At 31.5% G+C, this 20558-nt stretch carries 17 protein-coding genes and 7 pseudogenes; 20 read left to right on the top strand and 4 right to left on the bottom strand.

Going from position 1 to position 20558, the window contains the following annotated elements:
* Positions 1 to 459: pseudogene (locus tag EKQ63_RS13660) on the top strand (DinB family protein).
* Between the two features lie 56 nt (positions 460 to 515).
* On the opposite strand, the gene EKQ63_RS13665 reads toward EKQ63_RS13660, so the two are convergent.
* The 3 genes from EKQ63_RS13665 to EKQ63_RS13675 form a co-directional block, all read right to left on the bottom strand.
* On the bottom strand, positions 516 to 1532 hold the full coding sequence (locus EKQ63_RS13665; protein WP_087953708.1) for a D-alanyl-D-alanine carboxypeptidase family protein: 1017 nt from the start codon (positions 1530 to 1532) through the stop codon (positions 516 to 518).
* A gap of 181 nt (positions 1533 to 1713) precedes the next feature.
* Positions 1714 to 2871 (bottom strand): sensor histidine kinase, encoded by a 1158-nt coding sequence (locus EKQ63_RS13670; RefSeq protein WP_087953707.1) that lies wholly within the window; start codon positions 2869 to 2871, stop codon positions 1714 to 1716.
* Positions 2861 to 3556: a response regulator transcription factor gene (locus EKQ63_RS13675; RefSeq protein WP_087953706.1), complete on the bottom strand. Its 696-nt coding sequence runs from the start codon at positions 3554 to 3556 to the stop codon at positions 2861 to 2863. Before EKQ63_RS13675 ends, EKQ63_RS13670 begins: the two co-directional genes overlap by 11 nt.
* A gap of 205 nt (positions 3557 to 3761) precedes the next feature.
* Between EKQ63_RS13675 and yqeK the strand changes: the two genes are divergently transcribed.
* The 15 genes and pseudogenes from yqeK (at position 3762) to EKQ63_RS13745 (ending at position 16118) form a co-directional block, all read left to right on the top strand.
* Complete coding sequence (gene yqeK / locus EKQ63_RS13680; RefSeq protein ID WP_223290801.1) at positions 3762 to 4355, top strand: bis(5'-nucleosyl)-tetraphosphatase (symmetrical) YqeK; 594 nt, start codon at positions 3762 to 3764, stop codon at positions 4353 to 4355.
* Positions 4356 to 4368: 13 nt separating this feature from the next.
* Positions 4369 to 4886 (top strand): annotated as a pseudogene (locus EKQ63_RS30240) (DUF3885 domain-containing protein).
* A gap of 125 nt (positions 4887 to 5011) precedes the next feature.
* Positions 5012 to 5083, top strand: a pseudogene (locus EKQ63_RS13690) (DUF3885 domain-containing protein); the annotation flags it as partial.
* Positions 5083 to 5820, top strand: a complete 738-nt coding sequence (gene mtnN / locus EKQ63_RS13695) for a 5'-methylthioadenosine/S-adenosylhomocysteine nucleosidase (RefSeq protein WP_140421213.1) — start codon at positions 5083 to 5085, stop codon at positions 5818 to 5820. The pseudogene EKQ63_RS13690 and the gene mtnN, both read left to right, overlap by 1 nt.
* A 15-nt stretch (positions 5821 to 5835) precedes the next feature.
* Entirely contained in the window at positions 5836 to 6471 is a 636-nt protein-coding gene (locus tag EKQ63_RS13700; RefSeq protein WP_087953702.1) for an SDR family oxidoreductase, read from the top strand.
* A gap of 101 nt (positions 6472 to 6572) precedes the next feature.
* Positions 6573 to 7421 (top strand): GNAT family N-acetyltransferase, encoded by an 849-nt coding sequence (locus EKQ63_RS13705; RefSeq protein WP_087953701.1) that lies wholly within the window; start codon positions 6573 to 6575, stop codon positions 7419 to 7421.
* Positions 7422 to 7529: 108 nt separating this feature from the next.
* Positions 7530 to 7904 carry a hypothetical protein gene (locus EKQ63_RS13710; RefSeq protein WP_087953700.1) on the top strand — a complete coding sequence of 125 codons (375 nt, stop codon included), beginning with the start codon at positions 7530 to 7532 and terminating at the stop codon, positions 7902 to 7904.
* A 170-nt stretch (positions 7905 to 8074) separates the two neighbouring features.
* A pseudogene (locus tag EKQ63_RS13715) lies at positions 8075 to 10708 on the top strand (M4 family metallopeptidase); the annotation flags it as partial.
* 12 nt (positions 10709 to 10720) lie between these two features.
* A pseudogene (locus tag EKQ63_RS30695) lies at positions 10721 to 11269 on the top strand (collagen binding domain-containing protein); the annotation flags it as partial.
* A gap of 185 nt (positions 11270 to 11454) precedes the next feature.
* The gene (locus EKQ63_RS13720; RefSeq protein ID WP_048554525.1) at positions 11455 to 12015 is read left to right on the top strand and encodes a class I SAM-dependent methyltransferase; all 561 of its coding nucleotides are present in this window, start codon (positions 11455 to 11457) and stop codon (positions 12013 to 12015) included.
* Between the two features lie 258 nt (positions 12016 to 12273).
* The gene (locus EKQ63_RS13725) at positions 12274 to 12753 is read left to right on the top strand and encodes an SRPBCC family protein (protein WP_087953696.1); all 480 of its coding nucleotides are present in this window, start codon (positions 12274 to 12276) and stop codon (positions 12751 to 12753) included.
* A gap of 178 nt (positions 12754 to 12931) precedes the next feature.
* Complete coding sequence (locus EKQ63_RS13730) at positions 12932 to 13273, top strand: PadR family transcriptional regulator (protein WP_087953695.1); 342 nt, start codon at positions 12932 to 12934, stop codon at positions 13271 to 13273.
* The gene (locus tag EKQ63_RS13735) at positions 13270 to 13800 is read left to right on the top strand and encodes a DUF1129 domain-containing protein (RefSeq protein ID WP_087953694.1); all 531 of its coding nucleotides are present in this window, start codon (positions 13270 to 13272) and stop codon (positions 13798 to 13800) included. Before EKQ63_RS13730 ends, EKQ63_RS13735 begins: the two co-directional genes overlap by 4 nt.
* Positions 13781 to 15187: a serine hydrolase domain-containing protein gene (locus EKQ63_RS13740; protein WP_143881136.1), complete on the top strand. Its 1407-nt coding sequence runs from the start codon at positions 13781 to 13783 to the stop codon at positions 15185 to 15187. Before EKQ63_RS13735 ends, EKQ63_RS13740 begins: the two co-directional genes overlap by 20 nt.
* Before the next feature lie 121 nt (positions 15188 to 15308).
* Positions 15309 to 16118 (top strand): MerR family transcriptional regulator, encoded by an 810-nt coding sequence (locus tag EKQ63_RS13745; RefSeq protein ID WP_143881137.1) that lies wholly within the window; start codon positions 15309 to 15311, stop codon positions 16116 to 16118.
* Between the two features lie 94 nt (positions 16119 to 16212).
* On the opposite strand, the pseudogene EKQ63_RS13750 reads toward EKQ63_RS13745, so the two are convergent.
* Positions 16213 to 17439, bottom strand: a pseudogene (locus EKQ63_RS13750) (MFS transporter).
* Positions 17440 to 17652: 213 nt separating this feature from the next.
* Here EKQ63_RS13750 and EKQ63_RS13755 point away from each other — a divergent pair.
* From EKQ63_RS13755 to EKQ63_RS13765, 4 genes and pseudogenes are all read left to right on the top strand, one after another.
* A complete protein-coding gene (locus EKQ63_RS13755; RefSeq protein WP_087996972.1) occupies positions 17653 to 18228 on the top strand; it encodes an NUDIX hydrolase in 576 nt (191 codons plus the stop codon).
* Between the two features lie 102 nt (positions 18229 to 18330).
* Positions 18331 to 18438, top strand: a pseudogene (locus tag EKQ63_RS30250) (transcriptional regulator); the annotation flags it as partial.
* Between the two features lie 358 nt (positions 18439 to 18796).
* A complete protein-coding gene (locus EKQ63_RS13760) occupies positions 18797 to 19549 on the top strand; it encodes a class I SAM-dependent methyltransferase (protein WP_087953689.1) in 753 nt (250 codons plus the stop codon).
* Between the two features lie 194 nt (positions 19550 to 19743).
* Entirely contained in the window at positions 19744 to 20538 is a 795-nt protein-coding gene (locus EKQ63_RS13765; RefSeq protein ID WP_143881138.1) for a VOC family protein, read from the top strand.
* Positions 20539 to 20558 lie beyond the last annotated feature (20 nt).

Here is a 20558-nt window from a genome sequence, read left to right on the forward strand (position 1 = left end):
GTGTACACTTTATTGCAATATAATTGGCAAGTAAGAGATGATTGGTTTAAGTGGTGTGAGCAACTTTCAGAGGAAGTATTACTTCGCAAGCGTGTTGGTGGTGTTGGAAGTATTTTAGAAACATTATTTCATATTGTTGATGTTGAGTATAGCTGAATTAATGCGCTTAAAGGAAAAGAAGATAGTGAACCGCAGTTTAAAGATTATCAATCAATCCAGAAAGTGAAAGTGTTATCTGATTTGTATAAACGAGAATTAGAAGGTTTTTTACAAGTATGGTCAGCTAACTTAGAATGTAAAATATTAAAAGCTTCGTGGACAGATAAAACATATACATATGGTGAAGTTTTGAGACATGTAATTGTGCATGAAATTCACCATATTGGCCAGCTATCTATATGGGCGAGAGAGTTAAACTTTCAGCCTGTTTCAGCGAATTTAATTGGAAGAGGACTATAGATTTAGAAAACGGCTTGCACTGTAAATACAAGCCGTTTTTTATATAAGAAAATTTCCTAATTTAAATCCTCGGATTTTTTCTGACGTATATGTAAAAACATTAAAATTGTAATAATGAAGAAAATCAACAATGTTTGTATAATTAAATTTTTAAACTGAAGCAAAACTGTCCAAGATGTAACAGCATCTTGGAACGCTTGGAGTGCAGAGTAAGAAGAAGGATCAAAGCCGTACTGAAGTAACTTTTTTGTTTCAATAAACGTACTGTTTTCATTTTCGGCGTCTAATATTACTGAAATAAGTCTAGTATCTCCTCGTTTTGCGGTACTGACAAAACTATAATTACCATTAGTTGAAAAACTAGTTTGTAAGCCATCAACACCTTGGAGTTTAATGTTTTTATTAAGGGAATATATCATTTTATTAGTGTTGAAAACTTTCGTATCTTTGAAGGAGAACTGGTAAGAGGTTAGTTTTGTAACGTTCAGTACATCTGGAAAGTCTGTTACTAATTCTGTTGCTAGTTTAGCAACTTCAATTGCTGTTGTAGTTGAAAGTTTATTTGTATCGTTATTCATTCCAGTAGCGTTTAGAAACGGAGATGGTTGTGATAACTTTAGACGTTTTGCTTTTTCATTCATTAACTGTGTAAAATTATCTTCGTTTCCAGCAATATGTTCTGCAAGGGCAAGTGCGGAACGATTATTCCCTGTCAATAACAATGCATGTAGTAAATCACGAACCGTCGTTTTATCTTTCGAAGTTACTTGTATAGGACTCGTTTCTGCTTGGAAAACTTCGTTACTTATTTTTACGACTTCATCTAACTGTATATTTCCTTCATTCAGTTGTTCTAGTGCGATATATTCTGTCATTAATTTAGATAAAGTAGCCGATTGTATAGGAGTTTCTTCATTTTTTGTATAAACAACTTCACCTGAATGAGCATCTATTAAAATAGCTGATTTAGCTTGAATAATTGGGCCATTTACATAAAGGTAAAAATATAAAACGATAAGTGCGGTAATAACAAAAGATAATAATAAAATTGTGAATTTTTTTAAGAATTGCATAAGCGATCCTCCTATTATGACGTCGATAATAATATTGTAAAAAGGAATGCTTAATTAGGAAGAAAGAAAAGGTAAAGAATTTCTAAAGAATTATAAAGGATTATTAAAATTTGGATGTTGCTGGAAAATGAAAGGTCCAATTTCTTATATTGTAAGAAATTGGACCTAAAATTAAGCTGTATTAACATTTGTATGGTTGTAGTTTTACAGTGAATGTTGTTTTTTTGTCATCACTATACACTTCAATTGTTCCTTTATGCAATTCGACAATACTTTTTGCAATTGCCAATCCGAGTCCAGATCCACCAGTGTTTGTAGAGCGCGATTTCTCAACGCGATAAAAACGTTCAAAAATATGAGGTAAATCGGTACTAGGAATAGGTTGGCCGTAATTGGTTATATCGATTGCGATCATATTATTACTTTCATAAGCAGTAATATCAATATAATCACCATCGTTACCGTAAGCGATAGCATTAATAATTAGATTTTCAAATACGCGCACTAATTTGTCTCCATCAGCTAATACCATTAACTTATTTGATGGGAAAAAGGGGCGACAATCAATATTAGCCTCTTGAAGCTGTATTCGAAATTGAACAGTTAATTGTCCAAGAAGTTCTACAATATCAATAGGGACAGAATATAAACTTAATTCTTTATTTTGAACACGCGTATATTCAAACAAATCATTCATTAATGCATTAAGACGAGTTACTTTATCGTAAATGACTTGTATATAATGCCGTAATTCTACTTCATCTCTATAATTATCATGGTGGATTAAATTCACGTATCCAACTATAGAGGTAAGAGGAGTACGTAAATCATGCGATACATTTGTAATCAATTCGCTTTTTGCTTGTTCTGCCTGTCTTTCTTCATCAATCGAGACTTTCAATTGTTCAACAATTTGATTAACCCCGCTTGCTAACTCTTCTAGATAATTATGGTTTACGATAGAAACTTTATGATTGAAGTTTCCATTTGCAATATAGCGGATCTCTTCTATCATTTTTTTAATACAAGTTTCATAGTAAAGCTTTCGTTCATGACGATAAAAAATGTATAGGTAGGATGAGAAAATAGAAAATAAAAATAAATAAGAGACAATCATCATCCATAGAGATTCTTTTATTCCTTTATATTTTTCATAACCAAAAATTCTAATGAATTCTTTACCAAGTTCGCTTAACGTAAGCGAACTCTCAATTACACTCGTAACGAGGCGATATATAATTAATTCAGTAATAGGAGTGAGTGTGATAGCTAATAAGAGCCAAAAAATGAGTTTCCATTTCGGGATATCTTTTAATATATCAAATGCTTCATTTCTCAATTTTGTAGCCTACTCCCCAAACAGTATGAATAAACTTTTCTCCATTCATTCCTGTTTCAAGCTTATCTCGTAAATTACTAATGTGGACCATTACAGTTTTATTTGAACCATAACCATCTTCATTCCAAACACGTTCAAATATTTCTTCAGAACTAAATACTCTTCCTGTATTACTCGCGAGTAAATATAAAATATCAAATTCAATAGATGTAAGCTTAATATATTCGCCATTTACTTTAACGGTATGATTATGTTTGTGTATTTCAGCAGAACGAATGCGAATCATACCATCTTCATTCTTTTGGGAAGTGGCCTTTTGGAAAGCTGATCGTCGTAGCAAAGCTTTCACTCTAGCTACTAATTCTAATGGATTAAATGGTTTAATCATATAATCATCAGCGCCTGTCATAAGTCCTAATATTTTATCCATATCTTCTGCTTTTGCACTCAGCATAAGAATAGGTACAGTATTATTTTCACGAACTTCTTGACAAACTTCTAATCCATTTCGTTTTGGCATCATAATATCCAAAATCATAAGGTCAACTTCATATGTAGAAATCATTTGTAATGCTTCATCGCCATCATATGCTTTATAAATGTTATAGCCTTCATTTCGCAAATAAACAGCAAGTAATTCAACAATTTCTTTATCGTCATCAATAATTAATATATTTTTATTCATTATGTAGTTCCTTTCCTTACAAATCATTAACATTACTATAATATCAAACATTTATGTGTTTTGTAGCAATGATTCTACATAAAATTTCATGTAACGTATAAAAAGGGATTAAAACATTCATAACGAATACAAATAAAAAGGATATTTAAATACAGCGTTATATTGAAGGTTAGGAAGAAGGGGACATACGATGCTATAAAAGGATATATACTCATTTACTCCAACTGGAGAAATTGAAAATGATATAAAAGCTTTTCTATTAAAATACAAGAAAGAAGTTACATATAAACATTCAATTCGAGTCGCAAATGAGTCTCGTAAAATTGCAGTTATGTATCATGTAAATGAAGAAAAGGCAGCAATTGCAGGATATTTACATGATATTAGTGCAATCTTTCCGAATGGAGATCGGATTGTAGTTGCTGAGCAATTCGGAATAGAGATATTACAAGAAGAGCGAGAGTTTCCAATGATTATTCATCAAAAATTGTCGAGAGTAATCGCAGAACAGATATTTAAAGTAACAGATGAAGAGATTTTAAATGCAATTTGTTGCCATACCACGTTGCGTAAACATGCAACGAAGATGGATTTAGTGTTATTTGTTGCTGATAAAATAGAATGGGATCAAAATGGGACACCACCATACTTAGTAGAAGTAAAAAAGGGGATAGAAAAATCTTTAGAACATGCTGCTTTTGCATATATTTCATTTTTGTGGGAAAGAAAAGAAACGTTGAAAGTTATACATCCTTGGCTAAAAGATGCATATTGGCAGTTAAAAGAAATTATAGAGTAGAAAGGGTATACGAATGCAATTAAAAGAATATGTGAATCAAACATTCCCTGGGGTTACATTAGTGCCGTACATTTAATAAACACTTATTTGAAGATATATTTTCAAAAGAAGATAAAGTGTTTTTAATAACAAATGGTTATCGATTGAAAAAGGAAAATGTGGAAAATCTACAGAAAATAAATATATAGACGATTTATTTAGAAAAGAGACTTAAAGCATCATATAAGGCAAGAAACAATGCCATTTTTATTTAAAGATGAAGAAGTTGACTTGTATTGTACATATCATTTTTCATTAAAATGGTTCACTGGTGATATAAAGCATAAGCGGCCTATTTAAACACCGAATCATAAAGATCTTCCAAATCTTTTTCCTCGTTTTGGACGAAAAAAAGAAACTTCTTATCCAGATGTATTTCTCATAAATATAACAAAAGATATTATTATGTTTATGTATGATGATAGAGGAAGTGAAGTAATTACGAAGAATAAAGAAATAATACGAAGTTTATCCCGCTTTAATGGGCAGTAAGACCCTCACCTCAAAATTCAGCGAAAACAAAGAAGTTAGGTGGGAATCGGGCTGCCCATAAAAGTCCGATTGGTTCAACTAATAATCAGTGGGGGATGAAGAAAACCCCCACTGATTAAAGTTTCACTTTATATGAGCAATATAAAGAGTGGATTCCAGATTATGAACGAGAGAGTATAGATAAAGTATTTACATGATAACAATAGGGGAAGTGAAGCGTGTAATGAAACGTATTGCAATCGTAGCAGCTTGGGAACCTGAACTTACGTATTTGCATCAATATTATCCAAGTAAACGCATTGAAAAAAGAGCAGCTTGGGAATTTCATTTTCATACTATAAATGATCTGGAAATTATTTCAGTTATAACGGGAGTTGGGAAAGTAAGCTGTGCAAGTTGTGTACAATTATTAATTAGTGAGTTTCAGCCAGATGAGTTGTTTATGACAGGAATATGTGGAAGTCTATCAAATAAGGTGAAAAATGGACATATTGTAGTAGCTCTTAATGCAATACAACACGATGTTACTGCTGCTGGTTCGGGGGAAGATGTTTTTAATTTATATAATGGTAGGACAGCACCTATTGAAACAACAAAGTCGCTTGTAAGAAGAATAAAAAAGATACGATCATATGATCCGATTCATTATGGTACATTTTTATCTGGAGATCAACGTATTCGTAGTTCAGAAATGAGATATTTACTCCATACTGTATATGGAGCATTAGCGGTTGATCAAGAAGTGGCAGCTTTTGCTTATGTGTGCCAAATCAATAACAAACCTTTTCTATGTTTAAAAGCTGCTTCAGATCAAGCGAATGATAAAACGAAAGAGGAACAAAAAATCTTTAAAGTGTTAGCATGTGAACGAGCATGTGAGCATTTAATTGCTTTTTTACGTGTATATGAGATTAATGTAGTAAATCATAGATAGTAAGAGGGGATAATATTGGAAAGTACAAATAAAATAGCTATTTTGGGCGCGAACGGAAAAGCTGGGAAATTTCTTGTAAACGAAGCGTTAGAAAAGGGATATCAAGTAAAAATATTAACAAGAAATTCTAATAATATCAAAATAACAAATGAAAATTTAGAGATTATTAATGGAGATGCACGTGATTTTGCTTCAATACGTAAATTACTTAAAGGATGTCGAGCTGTAATTAATGCAGTAGGTCAACCCAAAAATGAATTTTATATTTTTAGCACAGTAACGAAGCATATTTTAGAAGCAATGAAGGAGTTTGAAATAAAAAGATATATTGTAATTTCCGGAGGTTCTTTAAATGTTACAGGAGATCAAAAGGGAATTGTAAATAAAATAGGGGCTACCTTATTTAAAGTTTTTTTATCCAAAATGATGCAAGATAAATATAAGGAATTACAAATTATCCAAAGTAGTGAAGTAGATTGGACAATTGTTAGATTACCATTTGTTATAGAGGGAAATGGTATTGGACATATAAACGAGAGTTTAGTAGATATGCCAGGAATCAAAATTCAAAATAGTGATATTGCACCGTTTGTTATAAAACAAATTAATAGTGACAGATATGTGGGGAAGTGCCCGTTTATTTCAAATTAAATGGTAGGATTAAAAATTAAAGAATGATGGGTAGAGTAGAGCTAGTACATTTTATGTATTTGAATGTTAAGTTTAACACGAGTAAGTGGGGGGAATTTTATATGATTCAATACAAAAGGTGCAGTGAAGTAAGTATAGATTTAGTATATGAAGCTTTTAGAGATGGCTTTTCAGATTACATTATTAAAATGGAAGTTTCAAAAGAAGATTTTATAAAAAGATTTTTTGGAGCTGAAGGGAATTCGTTAGAACACTCGTTTCTTGCTGTAGACGGTGACAAATCAGTTGGTGTAATACTTGGTGGAATAAAGGATTATGAAAACATAAAAACAATGCGCTGCGGAACATTAGCGGTTCATCCGAATTATCGCGGTATTGGTGTGAGTCAAAAGTTATTTGAACTGCATAAAGAAGAGGCGATTCAAAATGAGTGTAAGCAACTTTTCCTTGAAGTCATTGTAGGCAATGACCGAGCGATTCGTTTTTATAATAAATTAGGCTATGAAAAAGTATATGATCTATCTTATTATAATTTAAAAGATATGACTAAAATAATAAATAAAGATTGTAAGGGAATTGAAGTAAAACAATTAAATTTTCCAACTTTTAAAGTTGAAATTCAAAAATGGTTACATTTCCATATAAATTGGCAAAATGATATGGATTATATTGAAAAAACAAATCATACATTTTATGGCGCATATGTCGATAATGATTTAAAAGGCTCAATATGTATGAATGAACAAGGTAAAATTAGTTTTCTTTTCGTAGACAAAGACTATAGAAATCGTGGTATTGGATCAAGATTATTACAAATGGCAAGAGAAAACTTAAATGTGTCAAGTTTATCAATTGGGTTTCCAAACAATAATTTACTAGAAGGATTTTTAAAGAAAACCGGATTTGAAAAGAATGCTTTAGCACAATATGAAATGTATGTATTACTGTAAAAAGCGAAAGAAGTTATTCTTTCGCTTTTTATTTTTGTACTATATTGATATTTTACTTTGTATAATATTCTTTTTTTATGTAGAATAGATAGGATGGGAGGGGATGAAATGAATAATGTATTAAAGTTTAAGATTTTTGAGTTGCATTGTTTCGTTCAAAAGACTTATTCTGATATGAAAATATCATGTGATATTGCTATTTACCAAGAAAACACTTCTAAATATTTAATTTCATTAGGGTTTTTAAATAAATCATATATAACTTATATAGAAGCAAAAAGATTTTATCGTGAAAATGAAGAACTTGTAAGTGTAGAATTTGATAATTTCTTTGATACATATGATAAATTAGAGCAGGAATTAAAAAAAGTTATTTCAACTGAAGATAAAAATCCTTCATTGCTACATAGTAGATTTGATCAGTTTCAGCAGAAAGTTGAAAATATAAATGACCTAATAAAAGTATTGCAAAATGCTCGTTAATGAATGATTTTTCTGTTTTATATAGAAATTATGCATTAAAAATATATTAGGTATATTACATATTGAAGAGATGACTTTTGTTGATTACAGAGGTCATCTTTTTATGTTAGGAATAGATTATATAAATTTTAGCGGTTTCATATTTCAGGAAATGATACGAGGGGAAAAACATGAAAAATAAAAAAGAAATAGCTATAGTTGCATTAACAACAGGTTTAGCTTTAACAAGCGTAACACCATCTGGAGTAGGTTATGCAGAGGAAACGATTCAAATGCAAGTTGATGTTCAAGAGGATTTGTTCCGCACAGGAGAACTTACACAACCATCACAAAAGACGCCAGAAAATGTAGTGAAAGACGCACTTAAGGAAAAGACGGAGCATGCTTTGTCTCCAAAACAAGTTAGTGGAGACAAAGGGGTAGATTATAAGGTTCTTCAAAAACGTGTTTCATATGATGGGACTACACTTGTGCGTATGCAACAAATATATGAAGGAAAAGAAGTATATGGACACCAATTGACTGCTCATGTAGATAAAAAAGGTATTATTAAAAGTGTTTCAGGGAACAGCGCACAAAATTTAGCAAAAGCAAATTTAAAGAATCCTATCAATTTATCAAAAGAAGAAGCAAAACAATATATTTATACGAAGTATGGAAATGATATTAAATTTATTTCTGAGCCAGAAGTTAAAGAAATTATTTTTGTTGATGAAAATAATGGACAGGCTAGTAATGCATATCAAGTTACATTTGCTGCTGTAACACCAAATTATGTATCTGGAACTTATTTAGTGAACGCTCAAAATGGTGATATGTTGAAAAATATGGTACAAGAATCAGCTTTAACAGTAAGTGAAGAGCATGTTGAGTCTTTAAAAGAAACTAGAAAAAGCAATTTCATATCATTAACTGGAACGGGAAAAGATGATGTCGGTATAACTCGCACATTTGGTATTTCAGAACAGAGTGACGGAAAATATGCGCTTGCTGATTACACAAGAGGACAAGGAATTGAGACGTATGATGTAAATTATAGAGATATTACTTTTGAAGGAAGGTATTATCCGGGTATATTAGCAACTGGCACTTCAACAACATTTAATGATTCAAAGGCGGTAAGTGCCCATTTCTTAGCAACAAAGGTATATGATTTTTATAAAGATAAATATAAGCGTAATAGTTTTGATAATAAGGGGAAAAAAGTAGTATCAGTTGTGCATGCATGGGATTCTGGAGAAACAGATGATCCTAAAAACTGGGGGAATGCAATTAGTGCTAATATTAACAACGTTAGTATGCTTATATATGGTGATCCAATGGTTAGAGCGTTTGACATAGCAGGCCATGAATTTACACATGCGGTTACATCTAGCGAATCTAATCTTGAATTCTTTGGGGAATCGGGGGCAATTAATGAAGCATTATCTGATATTATGGGAACGGCTATTGAGAAATATGTAAATAATGGAGAATTTAATTGGACAATAGGAGAACAAAGTGGATCCGTTCTTCGTAATATGAAAAATCCATCTTCAGTCAAATTTTTTGATGGAGTACCATACCCAGATGATTATACCAAATACAGTGATTTAAACGGAGAAGATAATGAGGGCGTTCATTTTAACTCAAGTATTATTAATAAAGTCGCGTATTTAATTGCACAAGGCGGCACTCATAACGGTGTAACTGTAAATGGTATTGGTGAAGATAAAATGTTTGATATTTTCTATTATGCAAATACTGATGAATTGAACATGACTTCTAATTTCTCTGAATTAAGATTAGCATGCCTTAAAGTTGCAACGAACAAATATGGTGCGAATTCAATTGAGGTTGAAGCGGTTCAAAAAGCATTTGATGCAGCGAAAATTAAAGGAACAGTGAAAGAAAATGAAAAAACTGAGGCAAATCAAGTCCCAGATTTAACAGTACCACCAACAATTATACTACGTGTCGGTGATAAATTTGATCCAATGAGCAATATAAAAGCTATTGATAAAGAAGATGGTGATTTAACAAATCGAGTAGAACATAAAGGTGATGTAAATACTTCTAAACCAGGAAAATACATTGTGGATTACTCTGTCGTTGATTCTCAAGGTGGGAAAGCAACGGCAACACAGACTGTAATTGTAGAGGGAAATGGAGAAACATCAGATTTAAACCCTACATTAACAGTTCCTGATGCAGCGACAATTACTGTAGGAGATTCATTCGATCCAATGGTAAAAGTAAAAGCTATTGATAAAGAAGACGGCGATCTTACTTTTAAAGTAAAAGTTGAGGGTGAAGTAGATACCTCTAAAGCCGGTACTTACGTAGTAACGTACACAGTGACAGATTCTCAAGGCCATGAAGTAACTGCGAAACAAACTGTAATGGTCAAAGTTAGAGAAGAAGTTGAAAATGAATTACCAATACTAAAAGTACCTGCTACAACTACAATCACTAAGGGAGAAAAATTTGACCCAATGGTAGGAGTATCAGCTACTGATAAAGAGGATGGTGACCTTACCTCTAAAGTAGCGTATGAAGGAACTATAGATACCTCTAAACCTGGTACACTCGAAATAATATATAGTGTCAGAGATTCTGCAGGTAATGAGGTAAAAACAATACAAAAAATATTTGTGAAAGATAAAGACACTAGCAAAGCTAATGGTCTTGTTAATAACACTAACAACAGTAACTCCGATAAAAAAGAATCTACAGATAGAGAGCTTCCCCATACGGGTGCAAGTACAACTAGCAGTGCAGCAATGGGCATATGGCTGGTTATTGCTGGTACAGTACTCACCTTGTTAGTAACAGATGAAAAAGGAGAAGCGATATCAAAAGATTTGCCAATAGGTAACTATACCTTAGTGGAAGTAGAAGCACCAAGAGGTTACGAATTATTAAAAGATAAAATAGCTGTAAAAATAGAAAGAGATGTAGTAGTAGAAATTAAAATAGCAAATAAGAAATTACCAGATCCGACTGGGCAAATTGAAATTGAGAAAGTCGATGATAAGGACATTAATTTAAAACTAAAAGGTGCTGTATTTCAAGTCTTAGATAAAGAAGGTAAAGAAGTTAGTAGATTAACAACGGATGAAAAAGGAAAGGTGATTTCCGACCAATTAGCACTTGGAAAGTATACGATTCAAGAAATAAAAGCACCAAACGGATATATGTTACTTAGAGATCCAATAGAAATAGAAATTATAGAAGAGGTAAGGACACAAAAACTAACAGTGAAAAATGTGAAAAATAATTGGGTAATCCCTAACACTGGTGGCAGTGGAACAACAAGTTTTTACGTGATTGGTTTTATGTTAATGTTTGTTGTTTTATGTTTATGTAAGAAAAATCGTATATAAATTGTATAAAAATAGTTGTATTTCATGAACTGATTCTATAAAGTTAGAAAATCGTTTTGTTAGACGAATTTCAGGCATGAGTTCGGTATTGTACTGTACTCATGCTATTAAATTGGTTGAAGAAGGAAAGATAATACTAAACATAGAACATATTAATAAATTAATATGTTTATGAGGTGAAAGTGTTGGCAATAAAACAAGACGAAATTAAAGTAGTAGTCGGAGCTGGAGAGTTTAATAATAATCCAGGCTGGATTCAAACGCAAGAAGATGAACTTAACCTACTAGATAAAGCTACGTGGGAAGAAAGATTTGAATACAACTCTATTTCAGCTATTTTAGCAGAGCATATATGGGAACATCTTACTTTTGAAGAAGGTGTAAAAGCAGCTGAAATTTGTTATGAATTTTTAAAGCCAGCAGGGCACATTCGGTGCGGTGTTCCTGATGCATTTTTCCGAGATGAAGCGTACCAAAATATAGTTCAAATAGGCGGACCTGGCCCGAAAGATCATCCTGCAGCAAGTCATAAAATTGTTCATAACTATAAAACATTAACGAAAATGTTTGAAACTGCTGGATTTGAGGTGGTTTTACTTGAATATTGTGATGAAAATGGTCAGTTTTATTACAATGAATGGGATGCAAACGACGGTGTGATTTTCCGCTCGAAAAGATATGATTCTAGAAATAAAGGCGATAAACTTGGTTTTCCGTCTTTAATTGTTGATGCGATTAAGAGGTAAATCATTCAACAAAAGCAGGAGTTAATTTTATAATTTCATGAGTCGCAAATGCGGCTCTTTTTATTTGTGCGTAAGTCTATATTTAATATACATGATAATTAATTCTCACGATTATATAACTCGATTTAGAAAATATTTAAGTTTTTCTCATCACCATTAACTTTAAATTAATACTTCATTGACATAAAGATTTATTTTATATTTATATTCGTGTAAAATGAAATAAGAACATACATTCTATAAAAGGGGGCAATCAATATGATAGCTGAAATTGGAAAACTAACTAATGGATATATTGTAAAATTTGAACGCGAATTTCCATATACAATAGAGGAAGTTTGGTCTGCTTTAACAGAAACCAGTAAGCTGAAAAAATGGATGTCTAATTTACAGGTTGAAAGCCTTAAAACAGGTGGAGTCATAAAGTTTGATATGATGGATGGTTCATTCATAAATATTGATATTTTAGAATGTCAAGTAAACTCAGTACTTGAATTTACTTGGGGTAAAGATCGTGTCCGATTTGAAATACATAAAGAGGAAAATGGTTCTCTTTTACTTCTTAAAGAATACATTCATGAATTAACTGATCATACACCGAAAGATATAGCAGGTTGGCATATTTGTTTAGATCTTTTTTCTGCCGTTCTAGAAGGAGAAGAAAAAGAATTTTCTAAAGATGAATGGCAACAATGGTTTGAAATATATAAAGATAAGGTTATTGAAGTAAGAGGATAATTACCTTAAAGGTTATATTCATTGTGTAATTATTATATTATAAAAGTGATTATTAAGATTAAAAACAGTTGATAAGTGGTATTGTTGTTTGTTAATCTTTTCGTTTTATTGTCTGTTTTTTTGCATTTAACAGAAATATATACTTGAATGAAGTATATATTTCTGTTAAATTTATCCTATGGATAGAACAAGCTTAATTAAAGGTCATTTAGAAATGTGTGTATTATCTATTTTGTCAAAAAAGAAGAGTTATGGTTATGAGATTATGAAAGAACTTGAAGTAAACAATTTAAAATTGAAAGGAGTAGGAAGTATTTACCCCATTTTAACTAAGTTGAAAAATCAAGAGTGGGTTAATACTTATCAAGAAATAACAGACAGTGGTAAAGTTAGAATTTATTATGAAATTAATGAAAATGGGAAAATACGTCTTGAAAAGAAAATTAATGAGTGGTTAGAATTGCAAGCAGACATTCAAACACTATTAAAAACCGGTTTGAAAGGAGAACTTCTGAAATGAGGAATGGATTGATAAGTAAAGAAAAGCAATTTTTAACAGACGTACTAAAGGAATTAAAGCAATACGATATTAGTTTAGAAGAGAGGGAAAATATTAAGAGACAAATATTAGAACACATTCAAGAATGTCGTGAACATGGTGAAGATAGTATAGATGATTTAGGTACACCTCAATTATTTGTTCAAGATTTTATAGAAATAAATGAAATTGATTTGCAAGTTAAAATGAAACAACTTCAAAATGAAAAAGGAAAATCTAACACACTTATCTTACGTGACATATTCATCGCAATTATTACTTACCTCGTCTCGCAAACTATATTTTCAATATTTTTAACTGAATCATTTAATCCAACTAATAGTAAAAATGCATTTCAGTATAATCTTTTATATCGCATATCTGAGAATCAATGGTGGAACGCATTATTAATAATGACTAGTTTGACGCTCTCTGTATTGGTATTTATTAGCTTAGTAAGTTATAAAAAAAGAAAGCATCTAAAGTATAATGAAGAATACGATCTATAAAATGTCTCTAATTTGTCTTCTTTGTAATGTATTAATATTATGTATCACACCTTCAAAAGTTTACGCTCAGCAAAAAGTTAAAGTTACATTAGATAAGTATATTGAAAAATTTATAAAGGAGCAGAGCATTCCGGGAGCTTCTGTTGCAATTGTACATAATAAAGATATATTCTTCACTAAAACGTGGGGGATTACTGGAGAATCTGAAAAAAAGGTAACTAGTAAAACTCCATTTGCAATCGGCTCAATAAGTAAATCTTTAACAGCTTTAGCTATCGTGAAATTAATAGAAGATAAAAAAATAAAATTAGAAGATCCCGTTCAACGATACCTCCCCTGGTTTAAACTAAAAGATTCTCAAATATCCTCAACTATAACAATCCAACATCTACTAACTCATACAAGTGGAATAAGCACATATGAGGGCTTATTATTATCAGATAAGCAATCCAAAAGTTCTACAGCATTAAAAGAAAATGTAATGAAGCTTTCAAATGTAAAAGTAACTGCTCCACCAGGTGAAAAATATCAATATAGTAATGCAAATTATATTGTTTTAGGCGCACTTATTGAAGAAGTCGCAAATGAAACATATTCATCATATATGCAAAAGTATATTTTTCAGCCATTAAATATGAATGGCGCGGCAGCAAGTAAAGAAACTGCATATGAAAAAGGTTATTTAACAGGTTATCAGTCTTGGTTTGGCATTCCAAGAAAAAGTGTAGTGTCCTATGATAATACCGGGGCACCGTATGGCTATATTACTGCAAATTTAGAAGATATGATTCAATATATTATGTTTTTGAATCGTCCAGAGGATCCTCAATTATTAAAGAAAGAAAACATGGATCTTTATCTATCACCACTTTATAAGATAAATTCAGAAAAAAGTTATGGTTTTGGATTAAGAACAACAAATATAAATGAAAGTGAAACGATGATTTGGCATTCAGGATCAACGCCTGATGCTCGTGCAGAAATATTTATTTTAAATAAAAGTGGCTGGAGTGGTGTGATTTTAACAAATAAAAATCATGTATTAGAAGAAACCGCACTATCAGTATTGAAAAAGGGGATTATTAGTATTTTGAATGGAGAAGAACTTTTGTTGATAGTTACTCTCATACTTTTCATAATATCAATTATGTTAATTAAAAAGTATAAACATATAAAAACTGGAAAAAAGGTAATTTGGTTATTCATAGGGAGTCTATCCCTACTAATATCTATTGTTTTCATCCCACTACTTACTTATAGTACAAGTTCACCATGGCGTACGATTAAAATATTTGCGCCAGACGTAGCTTTATTTACAAGTATTATTGTAACTTTATTAGCTGTGAACGGACTAATATCAATTCTTATAGCCTTAAGAAGGAAGTAAGTATAAAGGGAAAGAATGAAAGAAATATAATTTAAGTGTTATAAACAGTTGACTCTCACACAATGTCATTGTTTAAGATGAAGTTGAGCTTCGAAGTAGATGTAACTTATAGGAGGAAATCATGTTTAAAATAGGAGACTTTTCAAAACTATCTTCAATTAGTATTCGGATGTTGAGACACTACGATAAAGTGGAATTATTACAACCAATAAAAGTTGATGAGCAGAGTGGGTACCGATACTATTCAGCAGCCCAATTAAAGAAAGTAAATCAAATTCAAACGTTAAAAGATATGGGATTTAATATCGCTACCATTAAAGAAATAATAGAATGCGATAATATAGATGGTATTAAGGAGCAATTTTTAAATCGTAGTGCTCAAATTAAAGAAGACATGACTAACCTCCAAAAACAATTACGTCTCCTCGAAGATTCAATGAAATCGATGAGAGAGGATGTAGTTGAGATGAACTATCATGTTTCAATAAAGGAAATTCCAGAAAGAAATGTAGCTAGTGTTAGAAAGATTATTCCATCTTATAATCGCGAAGAGGATTTATGGGGTGTATTAATGCAAGAAATACAAATGAAAAATATTAGTATTGCCCATCCGAGTTATAGTATTGCAGTTTTCCATGATCGTGAATACAAAGAAAATGATGTAGATGTAGAAATACAGCTAAGTATTTTAGGGAATCAAAAAAATACAAAAGACGTTGCATTTAAAAATGTAAAATCAACCAATGTAGCTTCCATAACGGTTAATGGAAGTTATGAACAAATGACAGCTGTAAATGAAGCTGCGGCAAAATGGATTGAGACAGAAGGTTACGAATTAGCAGGCCCAATGTTTAATATTTATCATGTGAGCCCAGCGATGGAATCGGATCCTAATAAGTGGGTTACAGAAGTTTGTTATCCAGTAAAATGATGATAAAGAAAAAGGCATTATGATATGCCTTTTTTCTTTATCAACTTATCCGTAATTACAATTAACCAATCATATATAATTATCTTTCCTTCTATTATAGTTTTCGTATCGGACTATATAGTGCAATAAGAACTTCAAGTAGCTTCGTGAAAGCAGCTAAAGCAAATACATACACTGGATTATAAGCTGAAAGAATGCCTCCTACTAATGCCCCGAGTGGCATAGCTAATCGTGTAAGTACACGTGAAAATCCTAAAACTCTTCCTTGCATATTTGATGGAACTGTTTCCTGACGGACTGAGGCTACAATGGTATTCCATGCAATATTGCAAGTCATTGCAATACCGAAAGCAATTCCGGGAGCGAGCCAATATGTGCTCCAAAGCGCAAAAGTTAAGCCAATTGCTCCAACAAATAGGAGTAAAGGAATTAGTATACCGCGCTGCAACCTCTTTTCTAAAGGAACTGCAAACAAGCTTCCTAAAAGACCACCTATTCCAATTAATGAATAATTAACCCCACTTTGTTCTGGGGTAAGTTGTAATGTGGATAATAAATAATACATGAATATACCTAAAACTGCACTTGCTCCAAAGTTTCCTATCATAGCTTGAAAAGATAAAGCTAAATTTAAGCGGTCATTTTTGAGCCATTTAAATCCATTAACCAAATCAGATAGTATATTTTGAAGTGTATTTTTATCTTCACATTTTTTATTTGTGGTTTTCATAGACGGTAATAACATCACAGCAACTAATGTTGCAATAAATGAAAGAACATTAATCCAAAGCAAATGAAAGCCGCCAATAAAAGAAATGAAGACCCCAGCTATCATTGGACCAAATAAACTAGCCAATTGATTGACCATTTGATAGAAAGAATTGGCCTTCGTTTAGGATGCTCCAGCAATTTGCGGAATGACTGTAACAGTTGTTACATCAAAAAGCATGGACATAACTGCTAAGATAAAAGTAATTATGTATAAATACCAAATTTCTAATAGATGTAATGAATGTAGTATTGGAACAAGACTTACTAAAATAATATTGGTAATATCCGCTACCAAAAGTAACTTTTTTCGATCATAACGATCAATTATTACACCAACTAAAGGACCAAATAAAACGATTGGCAATACGTTAATAGCAAATAAAGAACTCATAATGACAGCTGAACCGGTTAATTGATAGGCAATCCAAGGTAACGCAAAAGTATACAATGAGTCCCCAATTCGTGAAATGAGTAAACCAAAAATAAAAATCTTATATTCTTTAGAAAAAGTTGTCTTTACGGTAAGGCTACGTTCTTGTATAGGTTTCACACTGTTTATACCACCTTTATGATAGAGGAATTTGAAAATCATCCGTCCAATACTTGTTATATTTATAATTCTGTAATTTTTTGGTGAATCCTACTTTTTGCATGTATTTTAAGGAGGAAATAAAAATAAAGGCTTTGGATTGAAGATTATTTAAAAACATAATAAAATTATAGTAAACTGGATTGTGAGATGGTTAATTTTGGAGGGGGAATATTGATACATATAGATAAGAATGTACGAACATCTGGTGCATATGTAATGTATAAGAATTTATTTGTTTTTCAAGTTGGACCAACGAGTAAAAGGGATACATTAGGTGTAGTAAGACTTGGAGGACATATAGAAGCGGATGAAACAGCAGTAGAAACTGCTAAAAGAGAGGTGGAAGAAGAAGCTTCTATCGATATTACTATATTAAATTCACCAACTACATATTATAAAGAGAGTTGGAATGCACAATCTAAGAAAGTAAAAGTAGAAAATGAAGTCAATCCAATATTAATTATTGATAGTCCAGATGAGAGTTTATCTATCATGTATGTTGCCTATTCAAAGATGCTACCTAAACCATCTTCTGAAACGAATGGACTACTGTTACTTTCATTAAATGATATTGAATTAATTTGTACGGGGAAAATAACATTAAATGATTATATAAATCAAGGCGGAGTTTCTATATTGAAAGAAAAAATGGATAATGAGTTAATTTTACAACCTTTTCCACAACTTATGTTTTTATCAGAACTTTTAAAAGAGGATCCTGTATTACTTCAGCAGTTTGTAAATTAGCAACGAAAGATACCTTAATAAGGGGTTTTTGTTGCTAATAATTTAGTGGTATGTGTATTGTCCATCAGGAAACAATACATTGTCTGTAGTAATCTATTTTACATAAAATATAGTTTATCTGAACATGGAAAAACAGTTAGTATTATGTTCCATAGTAAGTGTAGTTGGGGGAGAGGAAATTTAGAATATACAGTTAGAAATAAAGCATAAAATTATTATGTAAATTAAGTGTGGTATAGAATAGGGTTTTCTTGTAATCTTTATTTTATTATATTTTAATAAATAAATTTAAAGATTACTATTATTATTAAGTATAATAGTAAGTAAAAATATTTTGGTAGTTATTGAATGTAATTAAAGGCGGTTATTTGGAAGGAGTGATGTTTTATGAACAAACAGAAGAAAACAAAATATGCAAAAAAGCTCTACATAAAGAAAAAAGTAAAAGATATCACCTGTTCTAGCGTTTTATAAGGCTTGGCTTGCATATTTAGAATAAATAATTGATGACTCATTTTCATTAAGAATCTATAGAATATGTAAGCATCAACAAAGGGGGAAGTATAAGGTGAACGAATTAGAGTACAAAAGCTTTTATGATAAAGTAGGAAGATTAAATGGATGGGATTTTAGTAAAATAAAATGTGAAACTGTAGGAGATACGTGGGACTTTTATGGAGAAGTGAAAGAAAGATGTAAACTATCAGACACTCTACTTGATGTTGGTACAGGTGGAGGAGAAAATGTACTTAACATAGCATCTTCAGCCAAATTATTAATTGGAATAGATAATTCTAATGGCATGATTGAAAAGGCACATTCCAACTTGAAAATATCAGGTGTACAAAACGTTGAGTTTTTTCAAATGGATTCTGAAGCATTAACTTTTCCGCATGAGTATTTTAATATTGCTTCTAGTTGTCATGCTCCGTTTATAGCATCTGAATTAGCAAAAGTAATGAAACAAGGTGCTTTTTTCTTAACGCAACAAGTTTGCGAACATGATAAATTAAATCTTAAGGAAGCATTTGGACGAGGACAATGCTTAGGTGAAAGAGATGGCACATTAAAAGAAAAGTATATGAGTGAACTTATTAGTGCAGGATTTGAACTCGTGCAAGTACGTGAATATGATGTGACTGATTATTACAGTACGCCTGAAGATCTTATTTTCTTATTAAAACATACGCCTATTATTCCTAATTTTGGAGAAGAGGCAGAAGATTTTACGATTTTACAAAGTTTCATTGATGTTAATAGTTCTGAAAAAGGGATTCGTACGAATTCAAAAAGGTTTATGATTATTGCTGTAAAATCATAATATGTTTTATTGTAAAAGCTGCTCTTCGTTTAAGAAAAGGCAGCTTTTTTTGTATGGAAACAATGCAGGATAAACTTAAATATTCATACTAAAGTTGTAGTTTTCATTTGAAAAATCCATCCTTCCGTTTGATTCTATCTATTTATAAATGTAATACAATACGAATAGATAATAAGAACGAGGGGGAATGTAGTGTGATTACACATATATCAGATATAAAACTACAAACAGTTTCTATAGAAGGGGTAAAACAAGTTTATAGGGAAGTATTATCTTTTCCAATAAAAAAAGAAACAGCATCCTACATTCAATTTGAAGTAACACCGTATACAACAATTAGTTTTCAAGAAGTGTATGAGCCAATTGCACCTGCGCACTTCGCCTTTGAAATCCCATATTCAAAATTTTATGAAACTGCAAGATGGCTAAAAGAGTCTGGATTACTTATTGCGAAATGGAAAGATGGTCATACAATTGATGAAGAGGATGGCCGATTCAATTTATACTTTAGAGACGGAGATGGAAACCTTCTTGAAATTATCGCACATAGTTATGTTAAAGAGGAGGTATTAGTACCACAGTCACCTTTAAACATTTTATACGTAAGGGAAATTGGTCTTCCTGTTAAAAGTGTTCCTGTTTTTAGGGAATGGCTGAAATCAAATCTAAATATGAAAACGATGGAAGATGGGGACATTTTTAACTTTGTAGTTGGAGGCACTGCATATATTGTTGCAACATGGTGGCAGCGACCTTGGATTCCGATTGCGATGAAAGCTTTACCACCGAAAGTACATGTTTCTTTCGGAACACCGGATCCCGCATTTTTACAGCAGGTCCAAATCAACTTTAAGAAAAATAGTATACCATTTGAATGTAAGAATAATGAAATATCATTTATTGAACAGGGATATACATTTTCGATTGTGCATACAACAGAGTTTCCTTCCGATATTCCTAGTAAATTAAACTTACCGCTTTCTATTTAAGGATAGAAAGTGGTAAGTTT

This window comes from Bacillus sp. BD59S, from assembly GCF_007363175.1.
Classification (GTDB): Bacteria; Bacillota; Bacilli; order Bacillales; family Bacillaceae_G; genus Bacillus_A; species Bacillus_A pacificus.